The following is a 24,367-nucleotide window of genomic DNA, read 5'->3' on the forward strand; positions in this document are numbered from 1 at the left end:
CGATTGCTATTTTTTCTTATTATTTTTATTTTGTGCTTCATCTTTTGTTCTTTTTTGCGCCCAAATATTAGCTATTATTACGAATAATAAAATAAGACTTCCTACTCTTATTATAGTTTGAACCATATTTTTCCCCCCAATTATACTCCTCTTCTAATTTTATCTTGTACTTAAATTATATACTACTTTCATTGATTTATTTATCATTTATTTTACATTACTATAAAAAGACTCACACCTATTACAATAATTGATGTTACCACTATTGGAATTACTACAGAGGTCACAAATATATCTTTGTAAGACTGCTTATGAGTAAGTCCACAAATAGCTAAAGTTGTAATTACTGCCCCATTATGCGGTAATGTGTCTAGACCTCCACATGCTAATGATGCAATTCTATGAAGAATTTGTGGAGATATATTTAGAGCATGGGCCATTTGTAAATAAGCTGGTGCCAAAGCATCTAAAGTAATAGTAAGACCTCCAGATGCAGAGGCTGTAAGTCCACAAATCAAGTTTACTGATAAAGCTTCTGATATTATTGGATTAGAAGAAATATTAAACACAAAATTTTGTATTACTGCAAAAACAGCCAATGATTTAATAACACTTCCATAGCCTACTATGGCAGAAGAATTTAATAAAGGTCTAAAAGAATTAGTTACACCTTCATCAAGAACAACTTTTAAATTTTTTATTTTTTTAAAATTAGTTAAAACTAAAAAAATATCAGCTATCACAATAGAAATTATTACACTCCAGGTTCCTGATACATTACTTAAAACTGTGTTATAACCTTCTAAATAGCTGCCATCAATTGTAGGATAATAAATCTTTGAGAAAAATAAATTTGCTGCAAATATTATTAATATAGGAAAAATTGACACAAATATATTTGGTAATTCATCCTTAATCAATTCTTCATCATCTTTTTCAATATGATTTCCATATCCTTCTCCATTTGTTCTAGCTTTTTGGGCCTCCCTAGTTAAATAAAACATTCCCAATCCAAGCATAAGTAAGCTGGCTATTATCCCAATCAAAGGAGCTGCAAAAGCGTCTGTTCCAAAGTATTTCATAGGAATAACATTTTGAATTTCTGGTGATCCTGGTAAAGCTGTCATAGTAAATGTAAATGAACCTAGGGCAATACAACCCGGTATTAATCTCTTCGGGATGTCTGCCTGTTTAAATAAAGTTCTTGCTATGGGATAAGAAATAAATGCTACTACAAATAACGAAACTCCACCATAAGTAAGTAATGAACCTGATAAAACTATAGATAATATAGCTTTTTCTTTTCCTAATTTTTCTGTTATAAAGTGTGATATTGACTTAGCATAATTTGCTTTTTCCATTAAAATTGCAAATAAAGCGCCCGTCATAAATAGAGGAAAATAATTTTTTACAAAACTTGCAAAGCCAGCCATATAAACTTCTGTGTAATTTGCCATCAAGTGACTATTAAATCCTGAAGTTACAATCAATGTTAACAAAGCTATAATTGGGGCTGTAATTATTGTTGAATATCCTTTGTACGCCAAAAACATAATAAGGAATAGTGATAAAATTAATCCTATGATGCTAAACATAATTTACCTAGTGTTGAATTACCAACACATCTCCTTTCAATTTTATATAAATTACAAGTTATATATTTACTTAAATTTAAAATTAATTTTATCTATAGTATTTATTTATATTCTTAAAAATATTTAAATAATTTTCCAACGATGATTAATTAACTGTTATAATTCACTTATTAATACGTTTATTAAATATAAAAATTGTGGGAGGTAAAATATTATGAATAAAAACTATCATTTTTATGCAATTATAACTATAATATTTTGGGCAATGGCCTTTGTCTTTACTAGGCTAGCCCTTCAATATTTTGACGTATATACTTTAAGTTTTTTAAGATATTTATCAGCATCATTAACTTTACTTGTTATAATTTGTTTTATGAAAATTAACAAACCTAAAAAAGAAGATTTTATTACTTATCTACTTTCTGGTTGCATTGGTTTCTTTATCTATGTAATTTTATTTACAAAGGGAACTGGTATGGTTACATCTGCTACAGGTAGTATAGTTATTGCTATGGTTCCAGTGTTTACGGCTTTTCTAGCATCTTTCTTTTATAAAGAAAAACTTAAAACATATCAATGGTTTGCAATAGGAATTGAATTTATAGGAATTTTAGTTTTAACTTTAATGAATGGTACTTTTTCTATTAATGAAGGTGTGCTTTGGCTTTTAGTAGCAGCTCTTTGTCTTGCTACTTATAATTTACTTCAAAGGAAACTAACTAAGAAATATTCAGCAATAGAGGCAAGTACCTATAGTATTTTTATAGGAACTTTATTTTTATGTATTTTCTTACCTTCAGCTATAGAGCCTACTATACATGCTCCTATTGAACATATTATATATGTTTTAATACTTGGAATTTTTTCTTCTGCACTTGCTTATATTGCCTGGGCAAAGGCAATTTCCATGGCAGAAAAAACTACTTATGTTAGCAATTATATGTTTGTCACTCCATTTTTAACTACGATTTTAGGTTTTGTTATGATGGGTGAAATACCTGATAAAGCTACTATTTTAGGTGGTACAATTATTTTAATTGGATTGTTTATTTTCAATAAAGAAAGCTTTTTAGAGCCTTTTAGAAATAAAAAATTATCATCTGTTGAATGCGTTAGCTGCACAGATGATAATTTTACAGAGTAAAAGCTTACTTATAATAATACTATTAAAAAATATTATAATTTTATAGCATATAAAAAGCCTTCATTAAATAATATAAATTTATTTATTAAAGGCTTTTTATACTATTTATTTAATTATAAGATAATGGATATGGATGACTATGATGAACATTAGTGTGTATTAAATTATCATCTTTGTCATAAGAATATTTAATAGTTACTACTATTCTATCTCCTATAGATACATTTTTGCACAGCTCTTTATTCTCTATATAGTAGCTTTCATTGTTGTAAGATGCCTTAATCATGTTAGTTTCTTCATATTCCACTTTATTTATAAATGGTACATAACTAGCTACCCCCTTAGAAGAACAAAAACACTCTACTGTCATTATATAAGTTCCAAAAGATACCCATTTTGTATCTTTAAATAATCGAATCTTTTTATTTACTTTTGATTCTTCTACATTATCTTTATTCTCTTCTGATAACGATTTTTCTTTCATTCCTAGCCCCCCTATTCTATTATTAATTACTTTTCCATATTTATTTTTAAAGTAGAGATTACAATGCTCAAAATAATTAATATAATAATTAAAATTACTAACAATACAATTAACCATTTAGGAACTGTATTATAAAAGCTCAAAGCTGCAGATAAGCAAGCTGCACCGAAAAACCAACCAAATATATTAAGTATCTTAAGCCTTATACCTGCCAGTTTTTTCACTCTTTCTTTTCTTACATCTGTTTTTTTCGTATAAATTGATCGTAATTCTATAGATGCATCTTCATCATTGCCACCATCAAATTGTTCAATTGCCTTATTTTGCGCTTCATCTTCTAAATATCCTTGATTCATATACTCTCTTGCAGAAGTAATTAAATGTCCTTTTATCTCTTCTTTTATCTCTTCTGCATCTTTACTGTCATCATCTTTATACAATCTATTTAAATATTCTTCTATTATCTTCATAACCTATTTCCCCTTATTTAAAAATTTATTCATAACTTCTTGTATAAAATTCCATTCTTGAATCTTCAGATCTAAATTTTCTTTTCCGTCTTCTGTTATGTTATAATACTTTCTTCTCCCCCCCGAATCTTGATTATCACCCCAATAAGATTTTATCAATCCTTTAGACTCCAATCTTTTTAATGAAACATACATGGTACTTTCTTTTAGTTCAAATGTTGTTTCATCTTTAACTATTTTAGCTATTTCATATCCATAAGAATCCTCTTGATTTAATATGGATAAAATTAAAGTATCGATATGACCTTTTAGTAATTCCTTATTTAAATCCACAAGTCCATTCACCTCTCTTTATGAAATACCTCGTTATATAAGGTACTTTATGATTTAATGGTAATTTATCATTCTTAGATTTGCAACTATAAATTATAAAACAATGAAAAAATAACCTTCATTTTATATAGAATGTTATTTTTTTCATATTATATTATTAAATTATTAGATAGCAATTTTATTTACACTTGATAATTCATTTATACAATCACAAATCACATTCCCCATCATTTGAGTCCCAATTAATTTTGTACCTTTACTAAATATATCTTCCGTTCTATATCCTTTTTCTATGGCCAAATCTATAGCTCTTTCTATGATACCGGCCTCTTTATGTAAGTTAAATGAGTATCTAAGCATTAAAGCTACAGAAGATATAAGCCCTATAGGATTTGCTTTGTCCATTCCTATTATACTTTCATCTGGATGGTGTAGAATAATCCTTTGCCATTAACATCTAGTTCTGCTGAAGGTAACATACATGCTGTTCCTGTTATTTGACTAAGTTCATCTGCTAATATATCTCCAAACATGTTTGTAGTAACTATAACATCAAACTTTTCTGGATTTAATATAACTTCCATAGCTGCTGTATCAACTAAATGATGCTTAACTTTAACATCTGGATAATTTATAGACGTTTCATTTACAACCTCTTTCCAAAGCATAGAGCTTGCAAGTACATTTGATTTATCAACACTTGATACTAAATTTCTTCTAGTAGACGCTGCTCTAAAGGCTCTATTAGCTGACCTTTTTACTATTTCTTCATTGTAATATTCTAAATCACTACATTCTCTACCGAACTCCCCAACACCTAATCTTTTTTCGCCACAAATTACGCTTCCAGCTAAATCTCTAACTACAAGTATATCGATACCCTTTGATATTATACTTTCTTTTAATGGTGAAAATTCTCTTAGATTTTGATTTAAAGTTATTGGTCTTAAATTTGAAGTTACATTTAATGCCTTTCTTATCTTTAAAATAGCTTTAACAGGTTTTTTATCAAGGGGTTCATTGTTCCACTTACTTCCGCCAATATTTCCTATTAAAACTGCATCACTTTCTATACAAACATCTAAAGTTTCTGTTGGAATAGGATTTCCAAACTTATCAACAGCATCTCCTGCACCACATACTTCATTTATCTCAAAATTATGTCCATATATTTTTTCTATTGCTTTTAAAACTTTAACTGCTTCCTTACTTATTTCTGGTCCAATTCCGTCACCTTTTATTAAAGCTATATTATAATTCATAATTCCACTCCTCTATTATTTAATACCTATGTCAAAATTATAATTAAATCTTATTAACGATTAATTTTTGTTCACAATATATAATAAATGGAGTCACATATAATGTAAAATATATATTTTTATATATTTACCATAGATAAAAGTGTATACTATGAATTAATTATAAATAATAAAATAGCGACCTACTCAAAGGTCGCTATTTTATTAAGTAATCAAAGTTATAATATTTTTACTACATATTAACTACATTTTTAGTATCATTTTCTATTCTGCTAGTTTCTATCTCTACATGTTTGAAACTATACAATTTACTTAAGCTCCAACGTTTTTCATCTGTACTTAACAGATATTTTCTTATGCCAAATATTAAGCCTATTGAAAGAACTCCAAGGAATAAATCAACCATACTTGATGTTTTTGGAAGTAGTATAAGTTTTCTAGCTATTGCACATAATAATACTTCTATCAGTACACCTGGTATATGTAAACTAAGCATAACAACAAGTTCTACACCTATTACTAATAGCAATCCTTGTGCTAAAAAACTATTTAATTGCTCATATTGAACTGGCGTTTCAAAATTCACTATATATGCTTCATAGATGGTTCTCAATAAATCAAGCATGCCTAATAATACAAGAATTAATATAATTACTGATAGTGCTGTTTCAAAATACTTTGACGTCTTTAACAACGCTTTTTCATGTTTTTTTATCATTATAAATCTTCCTTTTTAAAATAAATTTATTTTTATTAATACTGATAATTAAAACATATTTAAAGCTTTTTATTTTATTAAATTATGCTCCAAATACTTTAAGTAGTACACCTGCAGCTACTGCTGATCCTATAACTCCCGCAACGTTTGGAGACATGGCATGCATTAATAAGAAGTTTGAAGGATTTTCTTCTTGTCCAACCCTTTGAACAACTCTCGATGCCATTGGTACTGCTGAAACTCCAGCTGCACCTATCATTGGATTTACTTTTCCTCCAGTTAATTTACACATTAGTTTTCCACCTAATACTCCCGAAGCAGTTCCTACAGAAAATGCTGCAAGCCCCATTGCTATTATACCAAGAGTTTGTACGCTTAGTAAAGTCTCTGCATTAGTTGTTGCTCCAACTGTTAATCCTAATAAAATAGTTACTATATACATAAGAGAACTTTGAGCAGTTTCTACTAACTTAGGAACAAGCCCAGATTCTTTTATTAAATTTCCGAACATTAGCATTCCCACAAGTGGTGCAGCTGTTGGAAGTAATCCTATAACAACTATCATAACTACTATTGGGAATATTATTTTTTCTTTTTGAGAAACTGGTCTAGTTTGTTCCATTTTTATTGCTCTTTCTTCTTTAGTTGTAAGAGCTTTTATTATTGGTGGTTGGATAACTGGTACTAACGCCATATATGAATATGCTGCTAGAGCTATAGTTCCTAATAAATGTGGTGCTAGAGCACCTGTTGTTTGTATAGCAGTTGGTCCATCTGCTCCGCCGATTATACCTATTGATGCTGCTTCTGGACCTGTGAATCCTAAAGCTATTGCTCCAAGGAATGCGAAGAATACCCCAAACTGTGCAGCCCCTCCAAGTAACATTGTTTTAGGATTTGCAATCATTGGTCCAAAGTCCGTTCCTGCTCCTATACATAAGAATATTAATGGTGGATAAATTCCCAGCTTTACCCCTTGGTATAGATAGTAAAATAATCCACCTTTATCACTATCTGTTGCTGCTTTCATTAAATCTACACCTGGCATATTTGCTAATAACATTCCAGTTGCTATTGGTATTAATAAATAAGGTTCATACCCCTTTGCTATGGCTAAGTATAAGAAAAAGCAAGCTAAGGCTATAACTATTACTTGTTTAATGTCCATTTGTGCGAATCCTGATTCCATTATGAAATCTAATATCATTTGACCCATGTCATGTACCTCCTTAAACTGTTTTTACTTATGCTATGTTTAATATTACATCTCCAAGATTTACGTTTTGTCCTTTTTCTACATGTATAGCTGATATTTGTCCATCTACTGGAGCTATTATTTCGTTTTCCATTTTCATAGCTTCTAATACTGCTAATACATCACCTTTTTTAACTGATTGTCCTTCTTTTACTAATATGTTGAACATACTTCCTTGTAAAGGTGCTACTACTTCTTCTCCTGTACCTGTTACCACTGCTGGTGTAGCAGCTGCCGCTGGAGTAGCTGACATAGTTGGTTGTTTCCCTGATTTTACCTCTTCTATTTCTACTTCATAAACTTTTCCATTTAATTTAACGTTGTATGTTTTTATACTCATTTTATTAATCTCCCTTTTACTTAATGTTTAAATTATTTTTAATTAAAATTATTTAACTCTTTTTATACTTCTAACATGGAAGTTAGTGTGTTGAGCTTGTTCTGCAGCTATTATAGATGTTACTAAAGCTGCAACTATTTTTTCTTCGCCATCATCTTCTATCACTTTATTTATCACTGGCGTCGTTTTAGCCTTATGCTTTTCTGATTTAAATATAAATTTAAATGAGCTTAATATTATTGCTATTAATGATAAAGTAGCTAAAACTATAACCATACTTGATACAGTGATAGAGATAGCTTCCATAAATGTTGTTTGCATATTAACCACCTATTCTCTACATAGTAACTTCTATGTATGTTATATTACTTTCTGCTTTTTCTTCTTCTACTACTGTAGATTTGTTGTATTTAGATTCTAAATATTTTGGAGCGATTTGTGGGAACAAAGCGTAAGCCAATACGTCTTCATCATTTTTAGCTAAATTTTTTACTTCTTCTTTCATAGCTTCAAATTCTGCACCTATTAAATCTGCAGGTCTTACTGTTATTACTTCTTCGTCTCCGATTATTAACTTTTTAACTTCTGGATCTAACTCAGCTGGAGCTTGTCCATATAGTCCTTTTACATAGTCCTTGATTTCTTTTGGAACCATTTTGTATCTTTGTCCAGTTAAAACATTGAATAATGCTTGCGTCCCAACCATTTGACTAAGTGGAGTAACTAGTGGAGGGTATCCTAAGTCTTTTCTAACTCTTGGTACTTCATTTAATACTTCTTCGTATTTACTTTCTGCACCTTGTTGCTTCATTTGAGATAATAAATTAGATAACATTCCTCCTGGAACTTGGTATTTTAAAGTTTGAGGATCTGTTAATAATACTTTTGGATTTAATATTCCTTCTTCCATGTATTTATCTCTAACTGGTTTGAAATATTCAGCTACTTCTAAAAGAGCTTCCATATTTAACTCTGGATTTCTATTCATTTCTGCTAAAGTTACCGACATTGACTCTGTTGGTGGCTGACTTGTTCCACCGCTAAGTGGTGATATAGCTGTATCTATTATATCTACACCAGCTTCAACAGCTTTCATATATGTCATTTCTGCTATTCCACCTGTACAGTGAGTATGTAATTCTATTGGTAATTTAGTCGCATCTTTTAATTTTTTAACTAAGTCATATGCATTGTATGGAGTAAGTACCCCTGCCATATCTTTTATACATATAGAATCCGCACCCATTCTTTCCATAGTTTTAACTAATTCTACATAGTACTCAGTTGTATGAACTGGGCTTGTTGTATAAGATATTGCACATTGGCAATGTCCTTTGTATTTTTTTATCGCTTTCATAGATTCTTCTAAGTTTCTAACATCATTTAAAGCGTCGAAAACTCTTATTATATCTATTCCGTTTTTTATAGATAACTCTATAAATCGCTCTACAGTATCATCTCCATAGTGTCTATATCCTAATAAATTTTGACCTCTAAGTAGCATTTGTAACTTCGTATTTTTTACATGTTTTCTTATAAGTCTAAGTCTTTCCCAAGGATCTTCATTTAAGAAACGTATACATGAATCAAATGTAGCCCCTCCCCAAACTTCCATTGAGTAATATCCTACTTTATCCATAGTTTCTAAGATAGGTATTATTTCATCTGTCCTAAGCCTAGTAGCCATTAAGGATTGATGTCCATCTCTTAGTGCCGTTTCAGTTATTTTTAACTTACTCATCTTATCATAATCCTCCCATAAATATATTAGGAATAACATTTTCATCATCTATAATGTTCCTTTAAGTTATTCCTTGTTTCTTATGCATAATTTATTATATATATCAAATTATCTTATACCAAGTTTTTTTAGTGTTCTTTTAATATATAAAGTTCTTTTTTAAATTTTATTTAATTGTAAGCTTAATAAATATCTATATAAGTAATTTATATACAAGCCTTCTATATATCTAATATGCATAGATTTTCATAATATCTTTTAAATATATAGAATTTGTTATATCATTAATAAGCTATTTACTTGCATATTAATAATAACTACAATCAGTTATACTGTAAAATACATAAATTTATATACTTGTCATAAGAAAAATCATATATATATATCTATTTTTTTATTCTACTATCTAAATAACGTTTTCTTTTTTTACTTGTCTAAATTTGTTTTTTATTGTATTATATTCTTAAAATAAATCGTTAAAATTTAAATTAATTTTTATGTATTAAAACTATATATTATGCATATGTTAACCTCCATTTATTAATGGATATAAACTAGAATTCACACAAACATTCTCATTTTCTAGTATAAGTTGGTAATAGTTCGATTCTCATATAAAATCGTTTACCCAACTAAAATTATATTGCAGTATATATATTTATTTGAAAGGAAACAGTTATGAAAAATTGGATGGATGAATTTGTATATAATACTGATTTATCACAAAATAGACCTATAAAAGATGTAGTTTATGAAAGCATAAGAAAAACATTAATTGAGCATAAAGTTCCTGTAGGAGAACGCTTCATAGAAAAAGAATACTCTGACCGACTTAATATAAGTAGAACTCCTGTTAGAGAATCTCTAAAACAACTGGAAGTCGAAGGTTTAGTAAAATATGTTCCTAGACTAGGTGTTGTTGTTAATAGAATAACTAGAGAAGATGTTATAGAAATTTATAAAATAAGAAGTTCTCTAGAGTTACTTGTAGCCACAGAAGCTATGAAGCATATTACTCAATCAGATGTGGATAGAATCACAAAATTATTAGATGATACGCAAAAGGAGAGCTTAGAAAATAATATTGATGAGGTAGTAAAATTATTCAGCGAATTTAATTCTCAGCTTTATAATTTAAGCAAAATGAAAATTTTACCTAATATGATATCTAATTTGAATAATTATCTTCATAGATTTAGAACTATCTCTATTGAAGATCCTGTAAGAAGAGAAAGAGCAATACTAGAACATAGACAAATTATAAAATCTATAGTTGAGCGCGATAGAGACTTGTCAGAAATGATAATCAAAAAACATTTATATGATTCATTGGATGTTGTTTTACAAGAAATCAATAAATAATATTTATCTAATCATTACTTTAGAATTTAAATTCATGTGGATGTAAAAATCCCATTGTAGATTTTGTTAATCTACAATGGGATTTTTATATTTATGATTTAAAACATTAACTTTTTCACATTAAGTAGAAGTATACTTATAGCAAGTAAATCTGCACAGCCCCCAGGGCTTATATTTTTTTCTATATAAATCTCTTCCAGCTCTTCACACCTTTTCTTACCAGCATCAGTGAATACTCCACCCAGGTTTAATAATTCTTTAGCATCTAATTGTACCTTCCTTAATGTATTTATATCATGTCTATAAACTATTGTACTATCTTCAACTCTTGACATTAACTCTATTAATATTTGAGTATATAGATCATTTTCCTTTAGTTCACTATAACTATACTTCTCTATTATATTGTCAAATAATACAGCAAGACCATCTTTAATTTGTCCTCTTATCCCTGTAAATCCATATTCTAAATATAGTTTTTCTCCGTGAGTTAAACATTCTTTTTTATTCAATTCTTTAAAATCATCTAAGATATCTTTAACCATAAGTTTTATTATAGATTGTATTTCACTAAATTTCATATCTTCATACAATACTTTTCCCATAGCAGCTATTGTAATTCCCATTAAAAATATCATACCCTTATGAGTATTAATATTATTTGTTGCTTCAAACATTTTTTCTTCGCATGTTTTTCCAGTGTTTCTAATAGCATCAAATATATATTCCGGATTATGATAGCTATACCCTATTTTAAACATTTCTTTTAAGTAAGGTGTTATAGCCAATGCACTATCTAAAAAAGTATAGTAATCCATATCTTTATGTGAGCCAGAACTAATTGGAGATACTAACCCAAAGGATGGAAAAGTAGATACTTCACTTATCATTGATTTAAGTGCTATTTGTGATACTTCATATGATAAAAGCTCAGTTTTTTTTTCTACTTTTTTATACTTTTTATATACATCTTCAAAATAAACTTTTATTTCTTCTATACTATGAGTTTGAGCTCTGGAGCAAATTTTTGCATCTAATTCACATATAAAACATCTTCTTGGCTTTTTAAACAGATCAGCTCTAGATATGCCTATTACCTTTTCATTTTTCATAGCATATACATCTATGTCTAGACATCTACCTAATATGTGTTCTTCTTCTATATTTATCATTATTTTCTTTACATTTACAAAGTCTAAATCAAATAATAAATGAGCTATTATGCCCTCTTTATTTTTATATTTATGTTTAAAAACTATATATTTTCCATAATAAGTTTCTATATCATTATAAATAATATTAACAATATCATCAGTTATATAGTTTGATTTTTCTATTCCAGGATAATTTATTCTAATTGTAACTAGAGTTTTATCTCTATTTTCTTTTAGTAATTGTTCTTGATAAGATACTCTTTTATCTCTATCAAATAAAAATTCTGCTATTAATTCCATATTGTCTTAGGTAAAATATAAACTATTATTATAGTTGATTTATTACCAATTCACCTTCCTTACTAAGTAAAAAATCAAAGCTTGCTTTAGGTAGTAAGTTTTTTACTTTTTCTATATTACCTTCTTTTAATAATTTTCTAACTCTAGATGCACTGATAACATCTTCTTGTGCTTCTTTTCTGCTTATACGTTTAACTTCCACATTGTATTTTGGCAATATTTCTTCCATGCTTTCATTATAAGTATTTGTTACTTCACAATGAGGTTCCGTACCTACATATCTTATAGTTATATTAAATTTAGGTACAAAATATTTTCCAAATATATTACAATCTAATTTTGTATATTCTTTTAATGCATCATCATTTTTCTTTAAGAAATAATTTGGGAAAGTTGCTGATGATATTACATACTCTCCTGCTGGTATCACAGTTACGTTTTTTAAATCTTTTGTTCCTTCTTTTATAAGTTTATATCTTGTTTTAAAAGGGAAAACGGATTTATCTTCTTCTACTACAAATATTATTACATTTTCATTTTCTTTTGCTGCTGTTTCTACTATATATCTATGACCCAAAGTAAATGGATTACAATTCATAACTAAAGCAGCATATTCTTTACTATCATCTATATTATAATCATTTTTCAATTTCTCTAAAGATGAATTTATATTTTTATTTCCACTTTCTAATAAACTTACTTTATTTGTTGTAAATATATTTTTATATCCTAAACCTTCAAATAAAAATTGGTTTTCTGGTTTTGTAAATATAAAACTGTGATATCTACCTTCTAAGAATAATTTCTCTGTTACTTTTGATATTAGGTTATTAGATAAACCTAATCCTTGATAATTTTCATTTATAGCAAAACATTTTAATACGTTTTCTTTTTTAGAACATGTTGCTATAATATCATCATTTTCTCTTATTACCACAGTGTAATCAACATCTTCATATTTTAAGCTAAATTTTTCTAAAAATTTACATACTTCTTTAGTTTCATACTTTGATTTTAGATTTATACTTTCTACATTATAATACATGATCTACACCGTCCTTAATTTTATACTCCAAATATTCTGTTTATAAATACAAATACTAATAGCGCTACAATTAAAAGTACATACATCATAAACTGATCTTTATTAGTAGCTGCCACATATTTTTTCTTTTTATTGGTAAAATCACTAGCTTCTTTAAACATTCCTTCTTCTCTTATTTCTTCTAATAACTCTTTATTAGTTTTTCTAGCTTTTTTATTTTTCTTGCTCATATTACACCCCTATAGTCATAAATTAAGCGAAAAAGGTATTGTGAAGTACAATACCCTTTTCTATCTAAAAATGTTTTCTTATTATATTATTTTAAAATTTAAACCCCAAGTAAGTATTAAGCAAAAATACCGAATACTACTGATGCTATTATAAGCATTAATCCTCCACCTAAACGAGAAGATATTTGTGCAAATGATATAAGTTCCATTCTTTTAGCTGCTCCAAGAACTGCTAAATCTCCTGAACCACCTCTATTTGCCATGCAAAGCCCTGCTGTTATAGCAGTTTCTATTGGATAGAATCCAACTAACCAACCTACTAAACCAGATCCTATTATAGCTCCAAAAACTATGAAAGCAGCTATTAATACATTTCCGAAAGTGAATGCAGCTATTAGCTCACCTAAGTCAGTTAAAGCTATACCAACACCACACATTATAACTAGTAAGAATTGTTTAGAGAAGTATCCTTGTAATTTATTAGCTCCAACTCTTAATTCCGCTGGTATTACACCTGTAACATTAGCAGCTGCAACTAATAGAACCATCCAAGCAAATCTATGTATGTCTAATTTTACAACTGAACCAAATACTTCAAATTGAGGTATAACTATAACTTTAGATAATATATTACCTGCAACATAGAATGCACAAGCTAATATTAAACCACAAGCTATATCTCTTTGAGTTACTTTTACTTCTTCTTTATCTTCTAATTTAGATAAATCTTCAGCATTTCTTATTAACTCACCATTACCAGTTAATTTTTTACCGAATTTTAATTCCCCAATTTTGTTTAATACTCCAGCTGACATGATAGCAATTATATTAGCTATTGTTAATATTGATAAACCAAATGATAACCATTGTGCTGGATCATTTCCAGTCGCTTTAGCGTATATATCTGCCATTGGTATAGCACCTGCACCAGTACCACCCCCCATTATAGGTAATACATATTTAGTTGCTATATCACTTGGAGAAACTCCTACTAACATACCACCAGCAATTCCTAAAACAATAGCTCCTACTATACCTGCTAATATTGCTGGTAAGTATCCCGCGAAAGCTTTTAATAATAATTTTCTGTTAACTGATAATATAGAACCTGTTATAAGTACTGCTATAAATAAATCTAAGAAATCTGTAGTATCCATGAATATTTGTACAGTTTCTATTGTTGCTTCTGGTATTATACCTTTATAAACTAAAAACGCAGATCCTAAGAATGCAAGTATAGACCCACCACCTATGTAAGTATTCCATATTGGTATTCTGTCACCTATCCATCCTAAAATTATACCTAGAGTATAAAGTATAGCAAATGCTCCTACTGTATTATTTGGTAAATAACCACCAAACATAGCTAATAATGCAATTCCTGCTACTGCCGCAAATACATACCAAGCCATACCGAAAATTTTCAGAGTTTCTTTATTAACCCTTTCTTGTGTTGCCGTCATTGTTGCCATTTTCGTGTTTCTCCCATCTTCTAATATAATTATTATAATATTTCTGTAAAGCTAAAACTTTAGCCAACATACAAAACATAAAAATCCTTTTCCCACCATTGTAGGTGCTAAGGAAAGTTGATTAAGTTGATTAAGTTATTAATTTTTATCTTAATAACTTAATCATTTTTTAATTAATATATGTTAAGGAAATCATTCTCTAACTTCTTATTTAACTTTTTTTATAGTATCTATGATACTTCCATCTCTATATTCAACTACTGCTACTACCTCATCAGTAAACTCTATATCTTTTGGAGTTCCAAGAAGTCTTGTAGCCATAGCTCTTGCTTCCTCCATTGTTAACATTTGGATTCTAGCTTTAGAGAATCTCTCTATTAAGTCTGTTCTAGTTGGATTAACTATTACACCATAGTCAGTAACAACTACGTCTACTGTACTTCCTGGAGTTACAACTGTAGTTACTTTATCTATTATTGTAGATAATCTACCTCTTGTAAGCGGTGCTGTAAGTATAGACATTTTAGCCATTGCAGCGGTATCACTATGTCCCCCAGATGCAGCTCTTATTACACCATCAGAACCAGATATAACGTTAACATTGAAATCTGTATCTATTTCTAAGGCTGATAATATAACGAAGTCTAATTTATTTACTGCTGCACTTTTATTTCCTATTGAAGCATAGAAATCTGCACTTACTTCAACATGCTTTTCATTTCTTCCTACAGATTCAGCTGCAGTTAAATCGAAACTTTGTGTATCGAATAATTGATCAACTAATCCATTTTCTAATAAATCAACCATTGGTGCAGTTATTCCACCAAGTGCATAACTTAATTTTATATCTCTTTTTAATATCTCATCTTTAACAAATCTAGTAACAGCAAGTGCTGCTCCACCAGAACCTGTTTGCATTGAGAATCCATCTACAAATAATCCAGAAGCTTTCATTACTTCAACAACCCTTTTAGCCATTAATAACTCTTTTGGGTTATTTGTAAATCTAGTAGCTCCAGACATTATTCCTGAAGGATCACCAACCTCATCCACTACACATACATAGTCAACTTGAGTTTGTGGTATACTTTGTGGGAAGTTTGGATATGGAACTAATGTATCAGTCACAACTACAACTTTTTTAGCATGAGCTGCATCAACTTTAGCATATCCCATAGATCCACATATTGATTTTCCTTTAACTCCATTTGCATTTCCCATGCAGTCAGCAGATGAAGCTGCTAAAAATGCAACATCTATTTTTAGGTCACCTGAAGTTATAGCTCTTGCTCTACCTCCATGAGAACGTATAACAGCTGGGTATTCAAGCACACCTTCAGAAACAGCTTGAGCTAATTTACCTCTAAGTCCTGAAGTTTCTATTCTATTTACAACACCATTTTCTATATGAGCAACAAGTCCATTATGAGCACTTGTTAATGATGACGCTGCTATTCTTAGATTTTTTATCCCCATTTCAGCTAATATATCAACAACTTGCATTAAAAGTTTGTCACCAGCTCTAAAGTGGTGGTGAAAAGATATTGTCATTCCATCTTTTATTTCACATTTTTCTATAGCTTCTCTTAGAGAAGATACTAATTTATCTCTTCTTACTTGTTCTTTTATGTTAGAACTATCACTATTTACTTTATCATCTCCAGTTAATGAAGAATATGGAGCATTGTAAGCTTGTCTATTTTCGTAACCTTTTATGTTTTTTAACATCTCTGCGTTTACTCTTTTAGTTTGCATATTAATTTTCACCTCCAACTATAACACCAGCAGCTTCAGCCAACTGTAATACTCTTTGAGCTCTTTCTATTATTGGTTTGTCTACCATTTTTCCGTCTACAGTGAATACACCTAAGTTTTGTTTTAGAGCTTCAGCAGTTGCATCTACTATTTTTTGTGCTTTAGCTATCTCTTTTTCACTTGGAGTGAATACATCGTGTATAAGTTCAACTTGTCTTGGATGTATAAGCGATTTCCCACCGAATCCCATTCTTTTTATTAAGTTAGCTTCTTTTAAAAATCCTTCATCGTTGTTTACATCAGCATAAACTGTATCTAATACTTCAAGACCACAAGCTCTACCTGCCATAGCTATCATTCCTCTAGCAACATATAACTCATCTCCTTCTGGAGTTCTTGTAGTTTTCATACTTGTTACAAAATCTTCTCCACTTAGCGCCATACCTATCAATCTCTTGGTAGGTGACTTAGCTATATTGAAACAATTCATAACACCTAAAGCAGTTTCTATAGCAACCATTATTTTAGTGCTACCAACTTCCATTCCACATTCTTTTTCTATTTTTTCTATCTCTGCATCAACAGTCATAACATCTTCTACAGATTCTGTCATAGGTATTCTTATAACTTCAACTCCTGCACTTACTACAGCAGCTAAGTCTTGTTGCCAGAACTCTGTAGCAAGACCATTTATACGAACTACAGTTTCTATACCTAACTCTTTATAGTAGCTTCCAAAGTTTTTTAGCATGTTATGTAATAAAAATCTTGCAGAATCCTTTTCAGTTATTGCTATAGCATCCTCTAAGTCAAACATAACTGAATCTGGTTTATATATGTGAACATCTCTTATTACACCAGGATTATTACCAGGCACAAATAACATCGAACGTCTTAGTTTCATCTTTTTTCCCCCTACATCCATTTGTAATCATTAGATTTTGCAGAACGATATACTGCAGTTTGAACCCTACTCTTTATTACTGCATCTATTGCGCCTTTATCATTTGCAAATATTTTTGCATCTTTTACATCTAACTCTTGTAACGTTTTCATCATTACATCTATTATTTGATCACCAAACTGATTTTTAACTACACTTTCAAGTTCTATCACTATGCCATTATTTTCATTTGGTTCTATTATAACTTGTATATCACTTGATTCTAGTGTACCAGCATTTGCTATTTCTAATAATTTCATATACTGTGCTCCTCCGTTTTATTTTGGAAATGTATTATCTGTCCAATTCAATAACCATTATATATTCTTATTTTTTTATATTCAATAAAATTCAACAGTAATAAATATGTGAAATATGGTGTAAGCATTTATTTTTCAACATTTCCTCCAGGTGTTCTTTTGATGTTCTTCTACATTTTTCGCATCTTTTTTATTAATTTTTATGCTTTATTCACGTATCTATTTCTATGTTATAATAAATAATATATAAATATTTAACTCTAAATTTAAGGAGCTTTTTATGAGTTTTAAAAAACTAAAATACATTATAACTATCGCCGAATGTAGAAGTATTTCTAAGGCAGCTTGTGAACTTTTTATATCACAACCTTCACTTAGTAGCATACTTTCTAATATGGAAAAGGATTTAGGAGTTTCCCTTTTCGATAGAAGTACCAATCCAATATCTCTTACTTATGCTGGTGAAAAATACGTAGAAACAGCAAAAAAAATACTTAGTTTGGAAAGTAATCTAAAGAAGGAACTTATCGACATTTCTACTATGAAAAAGGGTAAGATAACAATTGGTATCCCCTCCGTTAGAGGTACTCATGTATTACCATTAATATTACCTAAATTTAAAAAAGAATATCCTGGCATAGATATTCATGTTATTGAGGGGGATTCTAATTATTTAGAAGAATGCCTTTTATCTGGTAAAGTTGATTTGGTTTTAACATCTTTACCAAGTACTGATAAAAGGATTACTTGTGAGCTTTTGTATGAAGAAAAGATTATGCTTGCATGCAAAAAAGGTTATCTTAATTCACAACATTTGCTCGATATAAATTCAAATATAGTTAATTTAAATAGCCTTAAAGATGTAGATTTTATACTTACTAAAAAAAATCATAGAATCAGAAAACTTACAGAATATGTTTTTGATTTATTTAATTTCAAACCAAAAATTATTTTAGAGACTTCTAATACTGCTACGGCTTTTAGATTAGCAACATCTGGAATTGGAGTTTGTTTTGTTTCTGAAATGATATTAAATACTACGAAACCTATGAATGAATTTGATTTATTTAATATAGAAAATTCTCCAGTAAAATGGAATATTTCTATTTCATATTTGAATAGTTCTTACCTAAGTAATGTGGAAAGATCTTTTATTGATTTTGCTAAAACAGTATTAAAAGAAAATGCTAAAAATAATTCAATAATCTAATAAAAAATTTGATTCACTCGAACTACTATGTGAGCAATTCACTTTAGATATATAAGTTGCTTGAGTAACATTTTTTCATTTAAATATGTTTGAGTTTATAACCTATCCATAAACTAGGTAAATTATAAATTTCTTTAATCAAAAAACAGAAGTATAATTATTATACTTCTGTTTTTTTGTTAATTTTATTTGCTTTTTCTTCTTTATGCAACCAATAGTTTATACTAATTTAATTCATGTAAGAAAAGTCCACATCTTACCTTTGGTTCGAACCAAGTAGATTTCGCTGGCATAATCTTATTATCATCTGCCACAGAAATTAATTCCTCTATGTGTGTTGGGTGCATTAAAAATCCAACTTGCATATCATCATCTACTCTTCTTTCTATTTCTTCCGCTCCTCTAATTCCCCCAATAAAATCAATTCTCTTATCTACTCTTGGATTTTTTATTCCCAGTATCTCATCCAAAATATGATTTTGTAGTATAGAAATATCTAGAGTTTCAACTACATCTTCACCTTCTAAGTACTCTTTCCCAAATTCTATTTCATACCACTTATTATTTAAGTACATTCCAACTTTCCCCTTTTGAGCTGGTTTGTAATTTTTCTTCACTTCTCTAACAATAAATTTTTCTTTTACTTTATTTAAAAATTCCTCTTCAGTAAATCCATTTAAATCTTTTACAACTCTGTTATAATCCATAACTTTTAAGTTATTATCTGGAGCTATCATAGCTGTATAATAGTTAAATTCTTCTTCTCCAGTATAGTTTGGATTTTTTCTTCTTTCTTCCAAAGCTATATTTTCTGCTGCTGCACATCTATGATGACCATCAGCTATATATAAATTATCTATCTTAGCAAATTCATTTATTAAGTCTATTATATCTCTTTCTTTTTCAACTTTCCAGATAGTATGAATAACATCATCTTCTGTTTTGAAGTCATATATTGGTGTCATAAAATAAACATAATAATCTATTATTTTTTCTATTTCTTCTTGATTTTTATAAGTTAAAAGTACAGTTCCTGTGTTTGCATTACAGTATTTTATATGATTAGTTCTATCTAATTCTTTATCTGGTTTAGTGTACTCATGTTTTTTTACTACTCCATTTATGTTGTCATCAACTGCTACACAAGCAACTATACCAGTTTGAGATCTATCATTCACTATTTCTCTGTAAATATAAATTGCGTCTTGTTGATCTTTTACAAATACATTATTTTGCATAAACTTATCTAAATTTTCTTTAGCTTTTAAATATACTTGTTCATCATGTTCATTTATATTATCATCTAAATCTATTTCTGCTCTATCTATGTGTAAATAAGAATATTTATTGTCCTTTGCTATTTTTTTAGCCTCTTCTCTATTCATCACATCATAAGGTAGTTCTGCCACCATCTTTACATATTCATTTGCAGGTCTCACTGCTCTAAAAGGTTTTATATTTGCCATTGTTCTTCCTCCCCAGTATTATAAAATTAAATTTATATATTCGTTTATTAATATCTATTCTTATAGTGCAATTTTCATATCATCATCAATTATTTCTTCTTCTACTAAAAAGTTATATATTATTTTTATAATCTCTTTATTTATTCTTTCTTGTGCTTCTACTGTAGAAGCTCCAAGATGAGGTGTTGGAGAAACCATCGGATGATTTACAAGTTCTAAGTTGACTTTTGGCTCTTCTTCATAAACATCTAAAGCGGCTGCCTCAACTTTTCCACTATCTAATGCTTTTATTAAAGCTTCCTCACAAACTAGTCCACCTCTAGCATGATTGATAAAATAAACTCTATCTTTCATCATATTGAACTCTTTTTCACCTATTAAATATCCTTGATTTCTCTCCAAAGGAATATGAATAGTTAAGAAATCTGCATTTTTTAATACTTCTTCAAAAGTACAGAAAGTATAATCATTACAACACTTCATTTCTCCAAGTATGTCGTAATATATTACATTCATTCCTACTGCATGAGCCATTTTTGCAACAGTTTTTCCAATTCTACCAAGGCCTATAATTCCAAGTGTTTTTCCATGTATTTCAGTCCCTACATATTGTTTTTTGTTCCACTGACCATCTCTCATAGTTATATTTGAAATATTTATAAATCTTGATAAAGTTATTATCTGACCTATTGTAAGTTCTGCTACAGATCTCGTGCTGGCATTAGGAGTATTCATAACTTTGATGCCCTTTTTATTTGCATATTCAACATCTATATTATCAAGTCCTACACCACTTCTAATTATTAGTTTTAAAGTATTGCCTTCACATGCTTTATCTATAATTTCTTTAGTTATCACATTTTTTGAACGAATAACTAGTATATCTTTATCTTTTAATTTTTCGCCAAGTTCCAAACCATCATAAAATTTATGTTCAACATCTATATTAAACTTTCTCAAGTTATTAATAGCATTTCTGTTCATTCCATCTGTTACTAATATCTTACACATATTGATTACCTCCAAAAACTCACTGCGTTCGTGACGCCAACGAGATTTCTTCACTAGCGCTTCAGAAAACTCCGTTGCTTAAAATTCACTTTGCCTGAGCTTTACCCTTCTAATTTTTAACCTCATAAATATCAAGAAATTTCTCAATATTCAAATTATTATTTTGAAATTAAAATTTTGTACAACAAATAACACAAATTAAAATTTTTAATATTAAAATCCTAGAATTTCATTAATATTAATTAATAATTCATTTACATCTTGTACTGTATAATCGCCCATGTGAGAAATTCTAAATGTTTTCTCCTTAAGGTCTCCATATCCATTGGCTATTAAAAAGCCTCTTTCCTGTAATTTTTCATTGAGATTTGATACACTGATTCCTTGTGTGTTTTCGATAACGGTAAGGGTATTAGACAAATAATTTACATCGGTAAAAATTTGGAAGTGTTCCTGAGCCCATTTTCTAACTAGATTTGCCATTTCTTCATGACGTCTAAATCTGTTATCTAGGCCTTCTTTTAAGATTTTTTCAAGTTGGAAATTTAAAGCGAACATATGTGAAAGGGAAGGTGTTGAAGGGTATTGATAATTTTTATTATTGATGTACTCATAGATAGCGAGTAAATCAAAATAATAACCCCGATTAGGTACTTTTTCTGCTCTTTTCTTTGCCTTTTCTGAGAAGGTGCAAAGAGACATTCCTGGTGGTAATCCTAAAGCCTTTTGTAGCGAAGTTAAACAAATATCTATATTTGATTCATCTACTTCGATTTTTATACCACCTGCTGAACTAACAGCATCTACACAATAAACAACATCATCATATTTTTTAATTACTTCTCCAATTTCTTTGATTGGATTAGCAATTCCCGTTGAGGTCTCATTATGAGTTACCATGACTGTATCATATTTATTCGTAGATAATACCTTATCAACCATTTCTGGCTCAATAGCTTTTCCTAATTCGACTTTAAATAAATCTGCTGGAACACCATTTAATACACCCATCTTGTGCCATCTATTTCCAAATGAACCACAGGACAGTACTGCTGCTCTCTTTAATGTACAGGAGCGAATGGAGCCTTCCATTAGGCCACTACCGGAGGATGTTGATAATAAAATATTATTTTTTGTATAGAATAAATCTTGAAGTTTTTCTGTTATAGCTTCTTGTAAAGCTGATGCTTCACTTCCTCTATGACTTATAACTTGGTTAGCCATTTGTACTAAAACATCTTCACTTACATCTATTGGTCCTGGTATAAATAGTTTTTTGCTCATAATTTTACCTCCTTTCTTATTTATTGAAATAAATTAATTATTATTATAACCATATTTTTAATAAATAATATTATAAATTATTTATATTTTATATTTTAATTTTATGATTATTTTAGTTAATATTTATACTATGCATTTTATTTATATTTGTCAACTATAAAAAATATTTTTAACATAAATTTATTTTTACTCATTCTTTTTAAATGTAATATCTTTCTTTTTAATTCTATCATTTATTGCTTTTGATGATAATTCATAAACTACGCTAGTAAGAGGCATTCCAAGAATCATACCTACTACACCAAATAAATTTCCTCCCACAACAATAGCCAATAATATCCATAAAGGAGAAAGACCTAAGGAGTTTCCTACTACAAAAGGATAAACAAACTTTCCATCTAATTGTTGTATTGTAAATACTAAAAATAAAAATAACAATACAGTTCTTGGTTCCACCATCAAAATTATAAATGCTGATATTCCAATACCTACATAAGTTCCAAATATAGGTATAAAATTTAGAATAGGTATCATTATACTTATTAACAATGCAAAAGGTATTTTAAGTAAAGAAAAAACTATAAAAAATGCTGTCCCTAATATTAATCCATCCATTGATTGACCCAATATAAATTTAGAAAACTTATTATTTGTTAACTTTAAAATATACATTATTCTTTCACATTTTTTCTCATTTAAAAATGCATATATAAGCTTTTTGAATTGTAAAATTAGCTTTTCTTTGCTAAGTAAAATATACATGGATATTATTATTCCCAAGAATAAATTCATAAAGAAATTTGTTATTCCTATAGTGAAATTAAATACATTAGAAATAAACATATTAATAAAATTTTGAACAAAAGATAGCAATTTTTGTATCATAGCTTGTATATCAAAAGATGTATTTTTCAACATATCAAGCTGGTCTACTTTATTCATTATTTCATTTTGAAGACCACTTATATATTTGGGAATATCATTAGTCAAAGATCTTAAACTATCAGCTAACTGAGGTACTATATAGCTAATAAATATCCACATTAAGATTACTACTATTACAATGGTACATACTAGGGATATAATCCTTGACATTTTTGATAAACTTTTATTCTTTTTACATAAAGGCCTTACAATTTTTTCTTCTATAAGTTTCATTGGCAAGTTTAATAAAAATGCAATTACTCCACCAATTATAAATGGTTTAAATGCTGTTATAAATTTACTAATTATACCTGGTATTAGGGTTGGCTTAAATATAAATAAAATAAAAAGCATTATATATGTAGATATTATAAGTTGATTTTTTAATTTTATATCTTTTAGTTTATTCATCATTTCCTCCATGAAAATCCATATTCTACTTACATTTATATTTTACAATTTTAACTTTAATTATCTATTTTTATAATATAAATTGTACATCTCTTAGAAGTAAATTAGTTAATTTTTTATGTAAAAAATTAACTAATCTTCTATATATCTTTATATATCAAACTTCCAAGTTTTCTATAAAACTCATACATAAGATGA

The 24,367-nt window shown here is 28.8% G+C and carries 25 protein-coding genes; 3 read left to right on the top strand and 22 right to left on the bottom strand.

All coding sequences use genetic code 11. The features are described 5' to 3' along the window. Positions 1–212 precede the first annotated feature (212 nt). Positions 213–1,595, bottom strand: a complete 1,383-nt coding sequence (locus QX51_RS04745) for a GntP family permease (protein WP_039678751.1) — start codon at positions 1,593–1,595, stop codon at positions 213–215. Positions 1,596–1,809: 214 nt separating this feature from the next. Between QX51_RS04745 and QX51_RS04750 the strand changes: the two genes are divergently transcribed. Beyond that, positions 1,810–2,739, top strand: a complete 930-nt coding sequence (locus QX51_RS04750) for a DMT family transporter (protein WP_039678752.1) — start codon at positions 1,810–1,812, stop codon at positions 2,737–2,739. A gap of 109 nt (positions 2,740–2,848) precedes the next feature. Here the strand turns inward: QX51_RS04750 and QX51_RS04755 are convergent, their stop codons facing one another. From QX51_RS04755 to QX51_RS04795, 10 genes are all read right to left on the bottom strand, one after another. After that, positions 2,849–3,223 (bottom strand): hypothetical protein, encoded by a 375-nt coding sequence (locus QX51_RS04755; RefSeq protein WP_039678753.1) that lies wholly within the window; start codon positions 3,221–3,223, stop codon positions 2,849–2,851. 26 nt (positions 3,224–3,249) lie between these two features. Then, positions 3,250–3,693, bottom strand: a complete 444-nt coding sequence (locus QX51_RS04760; protein WP_039678754.1) for a permease prefix domain 1-containing protein — start codon at positions 3,691–3,693, stop codon at positions 3,250–3,252. 3 nt (positions 3,694–3,696) lie between these two features. After that, the gene (locus QX51_RS04765; RefSeq protein ID WP_039678755.1) at positions 3,697–4,026 is read right to left on the bottom strand and encodes a PadR family transcriptional regulator; all 330 of its coding nucleotides are present in this window, start codon (positions 4,024–4,026) and stop codon (positions 3,697–3,699) included. A 165-nt stretch (positions 4,027–4,191) separates the two neighbouring features. Further along, complete coding sequence (locus QX51_RS21420) at positions 4,192–4,431, bottom strand: isocitrate/isopropylmalate family dehydrogenase (protein WP_052232879.1); 240 nt, start codon at positions 4,429–4,431, stop codon at positions 4,192–4,194. Positions 4,432–4,436: 5 nt separating this feature from the next. Beyond that, on the bottom strand, positions 4,437–5,288 hold the full coding sequence (locus QX51_RS04770) for an isocitrate/isopropylmalate family dehydrogenase (RefSeq protein ID WP_052232880.1): 852 nt from the start codon (positions 5,286–5,288) through the stop codon (positions 4,437–4,439). Positions 5,289–5,520: 232 nt separating this feature from the next. Then, on the bottom strand, positions 5,521–6,006 hold the full coding sequence (locus tag QX51_RS04775; RefSeq protein ID WP_039678756.1) for a phosphate-starvation-inducible PsiE family protein: 486 nt from the start codon (positions 6,004–6,006) through the stop codon (positions 5,521–5,523). An 82-nt stretch (positions 6,007–6,088) separates the two neighbouring features. Next, positions 6,089–7,222: a sodium ion-translocating decarboxylase subunit beta gene (locus QX51_RS04780; RefSeq protein WP_039678757.1), complete on the bottom strand. Its 1,134-nt coding sequence runs from the start codon at positions 7,220–7,222 to the stop codon at positions 6,089–6,091. 28 nt (positions 7,223–7,250) lie between these two features. Continuing rightward, positions 7,251–7,601, bottom strand: coding sequence for a biotin/lipoyl-containing protein (locus QX51_RS04785; RefSeq protein ID WP_302466945.1), 351 nt, complete (start codon positions 7,599–7,601; stop codon positions 7,251–7,253). A 48-nt stretch (positions 7,602–7,649) separates the two neighbouring features. Continuing rightward, positions 7,650–7,922: an OadG family protein gene (locus QX51_RS04790; protein ID WP_039678758.1), complete on the bottom strand. Its 273-nt coding sequence runs from the start codon at positions 7,920–7,922 to the stop codon at positions 7,650–7,652. Between the two features lie 16 nt (positions 7,923–7,938). Then, positions 7,939–9,342, bottom strand: a complete 1,404-nt coding sequence (locus QX51_RS04795) for an oxaloacetate decarboxylase subunit alpha (protein WP_039678759.1) — start codon at positions 9,340–9,342, stop codon at positions 7,939–7,941. A gap of 678 nt (positions 9,343–10,020) precedes the next feature. Here QX51_RS04795 and QX51_RS04800 point away from each other — a divergent pair. Then, positions 10,021–10,704 carry a GntR family transcriptional regulator gene (locus tag QX51_RS04800; RefSeq protein WP_039678760.1) on the top strand — a complete coding sequence of 228 codons (684 nt, stop codon included), beginning with the start codon at positions 10,021–10,023 and terminating at the stop codon, positions 10,702–10,704. 98 nt (positions 10,705–10,802) lie between these two features. Here QX51_RS04800 and citG read toward each other — a convergent pair whose 3' ends face one another. The 7 genes from citG to citD form a co-directional block, all read right to left on the bottom strand. Continuing rightward, positions 10,803–12,158 (bottom strand): triphosphoribosyl-dephospho-CoA synthase CitG, encoded by a 1,356-nt coding sequence (citG, locus tag QX51_RS04805; RefSeq protein ID WP_039678761.1) that lies wholly within the window; start codon positions 12,156–12,158, stop codon positions 10,803–10,805. A 28-nt stretch (positions 12,159–12,186) separates the two neighbouring features. Continuing rightward, positions 12,187–13,203, bottom strand: a complete 1,017-nt coding sequence (gene citC / locus QX51_RS04810; protein ID WP_039678762.1) for a [citrate (pro-3S)-lyase] ligase — start codon at positions 13,201–13,203, stop codon at positions 12,187–12,189. A 20-nt stretch (positions 13,204–13,223) separates the two neighbouring features. Further along, complete coding sequence (locus tag QX51_RS04815; protein WP_039678763.1) at positions 13,224–13,433, bottom strand: hypothetical protein; 210 nt, start codon at positions 13,431–13,433, stop codon at positions 13,224–13,226. Between the two features lie 116 nt (positions 13,434–13,549). Beyond that, positions 13,550–14,905: a citrate/sodium symporter CitS gene (citS, locus tag QX51_RS04820; protein ID WP_052232881.1), complete on the bottom strand. Its 1,356-nt coding sequence runs from the start codon at positions 14,903–14,905 to the stop codon at positions 13,550–13,552. A gap of 207 nt (positions 14,906–15,112) precedes the next feature. Further along, the gene (gene citF, locus QX51_RS04825; protein WP_039678764.1) at positions 15,113–16,660 is read right to left on the bottom strand and encodes a citrate lyase subunit alpha; all 1,548 of its coding nucleotides are present in this window, start codon (positions 16,658–16,660) and stop codon (positions 15,113–15,115) included. 1 nt (position 16,661) lies between these two features. Beyond that, positions 16,662–17,564, bottom strand: a complete 903-nt coding sequence (locus QX51_RS04830; RefSeq protein ID WP_039678765.1) for an aldolase/citrate lyase family protein — start codon at positions 17,562–17,564, stop codon at positions 16,662–16,664. A gap of 11 nt (positions 17,565–17,575) precedes the next feature. Continuing rightward, positions 17,576–17,863 (bottom strand): citrate lyase acyl carrier protein, encoded by a 288-nt coding sequence (citD, locus tag QX51_RS04835; RefSeq protein WP_039678766.1) that lies wholly within the window; start codon positions 17,861–17,863, stop codon positions 17,576–17,578. A 280-nt stretch (positions 17,864–18,143) separates the two neighbouring features. Here citD and QX51_RS04840 point away from each other — a divergent pair, with 280 nt between their 5' ends. Continuing rightward, positions 18,144–19,073, top strand: a complete 930-nt coding sequence (locus tag QX51_RS04840) for a LysR family transcriptional regulator (RefSeq protein ID WP_039678767.1) — start codon at positions 18,144–18,146, stop codon at positions 19,071–19,073. Between the two features lie 224 nt (positions 19,074–19,297). Here the strand turns inward: QX51_RS04840 and QX51_RS04845 are convergent, their stop codons facing one another. The 4 genes from QX51_RS04845 to QX51_RS04860 all read right to left on the bottom strand — a co-directional run bounded on the left by QX51_RS04845 (position 19,298) and on the right by QX51_RS04860 (position 24,169). Further along, positions 19,298–20,539 carry a DUF1015 domain-containing protein gene (locus QX51_RS04845; RefSeq protein WP_039678768.1) on the bottom strand — a complete coding sequence of 414 codons (1,242 nt, stop codon included), beginning with the start codon at positions 20,537–20,539 and terminating at the stop codon, positions 19,298–19,300. Positions 20,540–20,599: 60 nt separating this feature from the next. After that, positions 20,600–21,550, bottom strand: a complete 951-nt coding sequence (locus QX51_RS04850) for a D-2-hydroxyacid dehydrogenase (protein WP_039678769.1) — start codon at positions 21,548–21,550, stop codon at positions 20,600–20,602. Positions 21,551–21,763: 213 nt separating this feature from the next. Continuing rightward, positions 21,764–22,834, bottom strand: coding sequence for a pyridoxal-phosphate-dependent aminotransferase family protein (locus tag QX51_RS04855; protein ID WP_039678770.1), 1,071 nt, complete (start codon positions 22,832–22,834; stop codon positions 21,764–21,766). Between the two features lie 186 nt (positions 22,835–23,020). Further along, entirely contained in the window at positions 23,021–24,169 is a 1,149-nt protein-coding gene (locus QX51_RS04860; RefSeq protein WP_039678771.1) for an AI-2E family transporter, read from the bottom strand. Positions 24,170–24,367: the final 198 nt, after the last annotated feature.

This window comes from Terrisporobacter othiniensis (assembly GCF_000808015.1).
GTDB lineage: Bacteria > Bacillota > Clostridia > Peptostreptococcales > Peptostreptococcaceae > Terrisporobacter > Terrisporobacter muris.

Excerpts from the sequence above, each read along its gene's own strand:
- citC (WP_039678762.1), bottom strand. The coding sequence starts at position 13,203 with ATGTATTATAATGTAGAAAGTATAAATCTAAAATCAAAGTATGAAACT.
- QX51_RS04775 (WP_039678756.1), bottom strand. The coding sequence starts at position 6,006 with ATGATAAAAAAACATGAAAAAGCGTTGTTAAAGACGTCAAAGTATTTT.
- citD (WP_039678766.1), bottom strand. The coding sequence starts at position 17,863 with ATGAAATTATTAGAAATAGCAAATGCTGGTACACTAGAATCAAGTGAT.
- QX51_RS04795 (WP_039678759.1), bottom strand. The coding sequence starts at position 9,342 with ATGAGTAAGTTAAAAATAACTGAAACGGCACTAAGAGATGGACATCAA.
- QX51_RS04850 (WP_039678769.1), bottom strand. The coding sequence starts at position 21,550 with ATGTGTAAGATATTAGTAACAGATGGAATGAACAGAAATGCTATTAAT.
- QX51_RS04750 (WP_039678752.1), top strand. The coding sequence starts at position 1,810 with ATGAATAAAAACTATCATTTTTATGCAATTATAACTATAATATTTTGG.
- QX51_RS04790 (WP_039678758.1), bottom strand. The coding sequence starts at position 7,922 with ATGCAAACAACATTTATGGAAGCTATCTCTATCACTGTATCAAGTATG.
- QX51_RS04785 (WP_302466945.1), bottom strand. The coding sequence starts at position 7,601 with ATGAGTATAAAAACATACAACGTTAAATTAAATGGAAAAGTTTATGAA.
- QX51_RS04830 (WP_039678765.1), bottom strand. The coding sequence starts at position 17,564 with ATGAAACTAAGACGTTCGATGTTATTTGTGCCTGGTAATAATCCTGGT.
- QX51_RS04780 (WP_039678757.1), bottom strand. The coding sequence starts at position 7,222 with ATGGGTCAAATGATATTAGATTTCATAATGGAATCAGGATTCGCACAA.
- citS (WP_052232881.1), bottom strand. The coding sequence starts at position 14,905 with ATGGCAACAATGACGGCAACACAAGAAAGGGTTAATAAAGAAACTCTG.
- citF (WP_039678764.1), bottom strand. The coding sequence starts at position 16,660 with ATGCAAACTAAAAGAGTAAACGCAGAGATGTTAAAAAACATAAAAGGT.
- QX51_RS04770 (WP_052232880.1), bottom strand. The coding sequence starts at position 5,288 with ATGAATTATAATATAGCTTTAATAAAAGGTGACGGAATTGGACCAGAA.
- QX51_RS04860 (WP_039678771.1), bottom strand. The coding sequence starts at position 24,169 with ATGAATAAACTAAAAGATATAAAATTAAAAAATCAACTTATAATATCT.
- QX51_RS21420 (WP_052232879.1), bottom strand. The coding sequence starts at position 4,431 with ATGGACAAAGCAAATCCTATAGGGCTTATATCTTCTGTAGCTTTAATG.
- QX51_RS04855 (WP_039678770.1), bottom strand. The coding sequence starts at position 22,834 with ATGAGCAAAAAACTATTTATACCAGGACCAATAGATGTAAGTGAAGAT.
- QX51_RS04760 (WP_039678754.1), bottom strand. The coding sequence starts at position 3,693 with ATGAAGATAATAGAAGAATATTTAAATAGATTGTATAAAGATGATGAC.
- QX51_RS04745 (WP_039678751.1), bottom strand. The coding sequence starts at position 1,595 with ATGTTTAGCATCATAGGATTAATTTTATCACTATTCCTTATTATGTTT.
- QX51_RS04845 (WP_039678768.1), bottom strand. The coding sequence starts at position 20,539 with ATGGCAAATATAAAACCTTTTAGAGCAGTGAGACCTGCAAATGAATAT.
- QX51_RS04840 (WP_039678767.1), top strand. The coding sequence starts at position 18,144 with ATGAGTTTTAAAAAACTAAAATACATTATAACTATCGCCGAATGTAGA.
- QX51_RS04815 (WP_039678763.1), bottom strand. The coding sequence starts at position 13,433 with ATGAGCAAGAAAAATAAAAAAGCTAGAAAAACTAATAAAGAGTTATTA.
- citG (WP_039678761.1), bottom strand. The coding sequence starts at position 12,158 with ATGGAATTAATAGCAGAATTTTTATTTGATAGAGATAAAAGAGTATCT.
- QX51_RS04755 (WP_039678753.1), bottom strand. The coding sequence starts at position 3,223 with ATGAAAGAAAAATCGTTATCAGAAGAGAATAAAGATAATGTAGAAGAA.
- QX51_RS04800 (WP_039678760.1), top strand. The coding sequence starts at position 10,021 with ATGAAAAATTGGATGGATGAATTTGTATATAATACTGATTTATCACAA.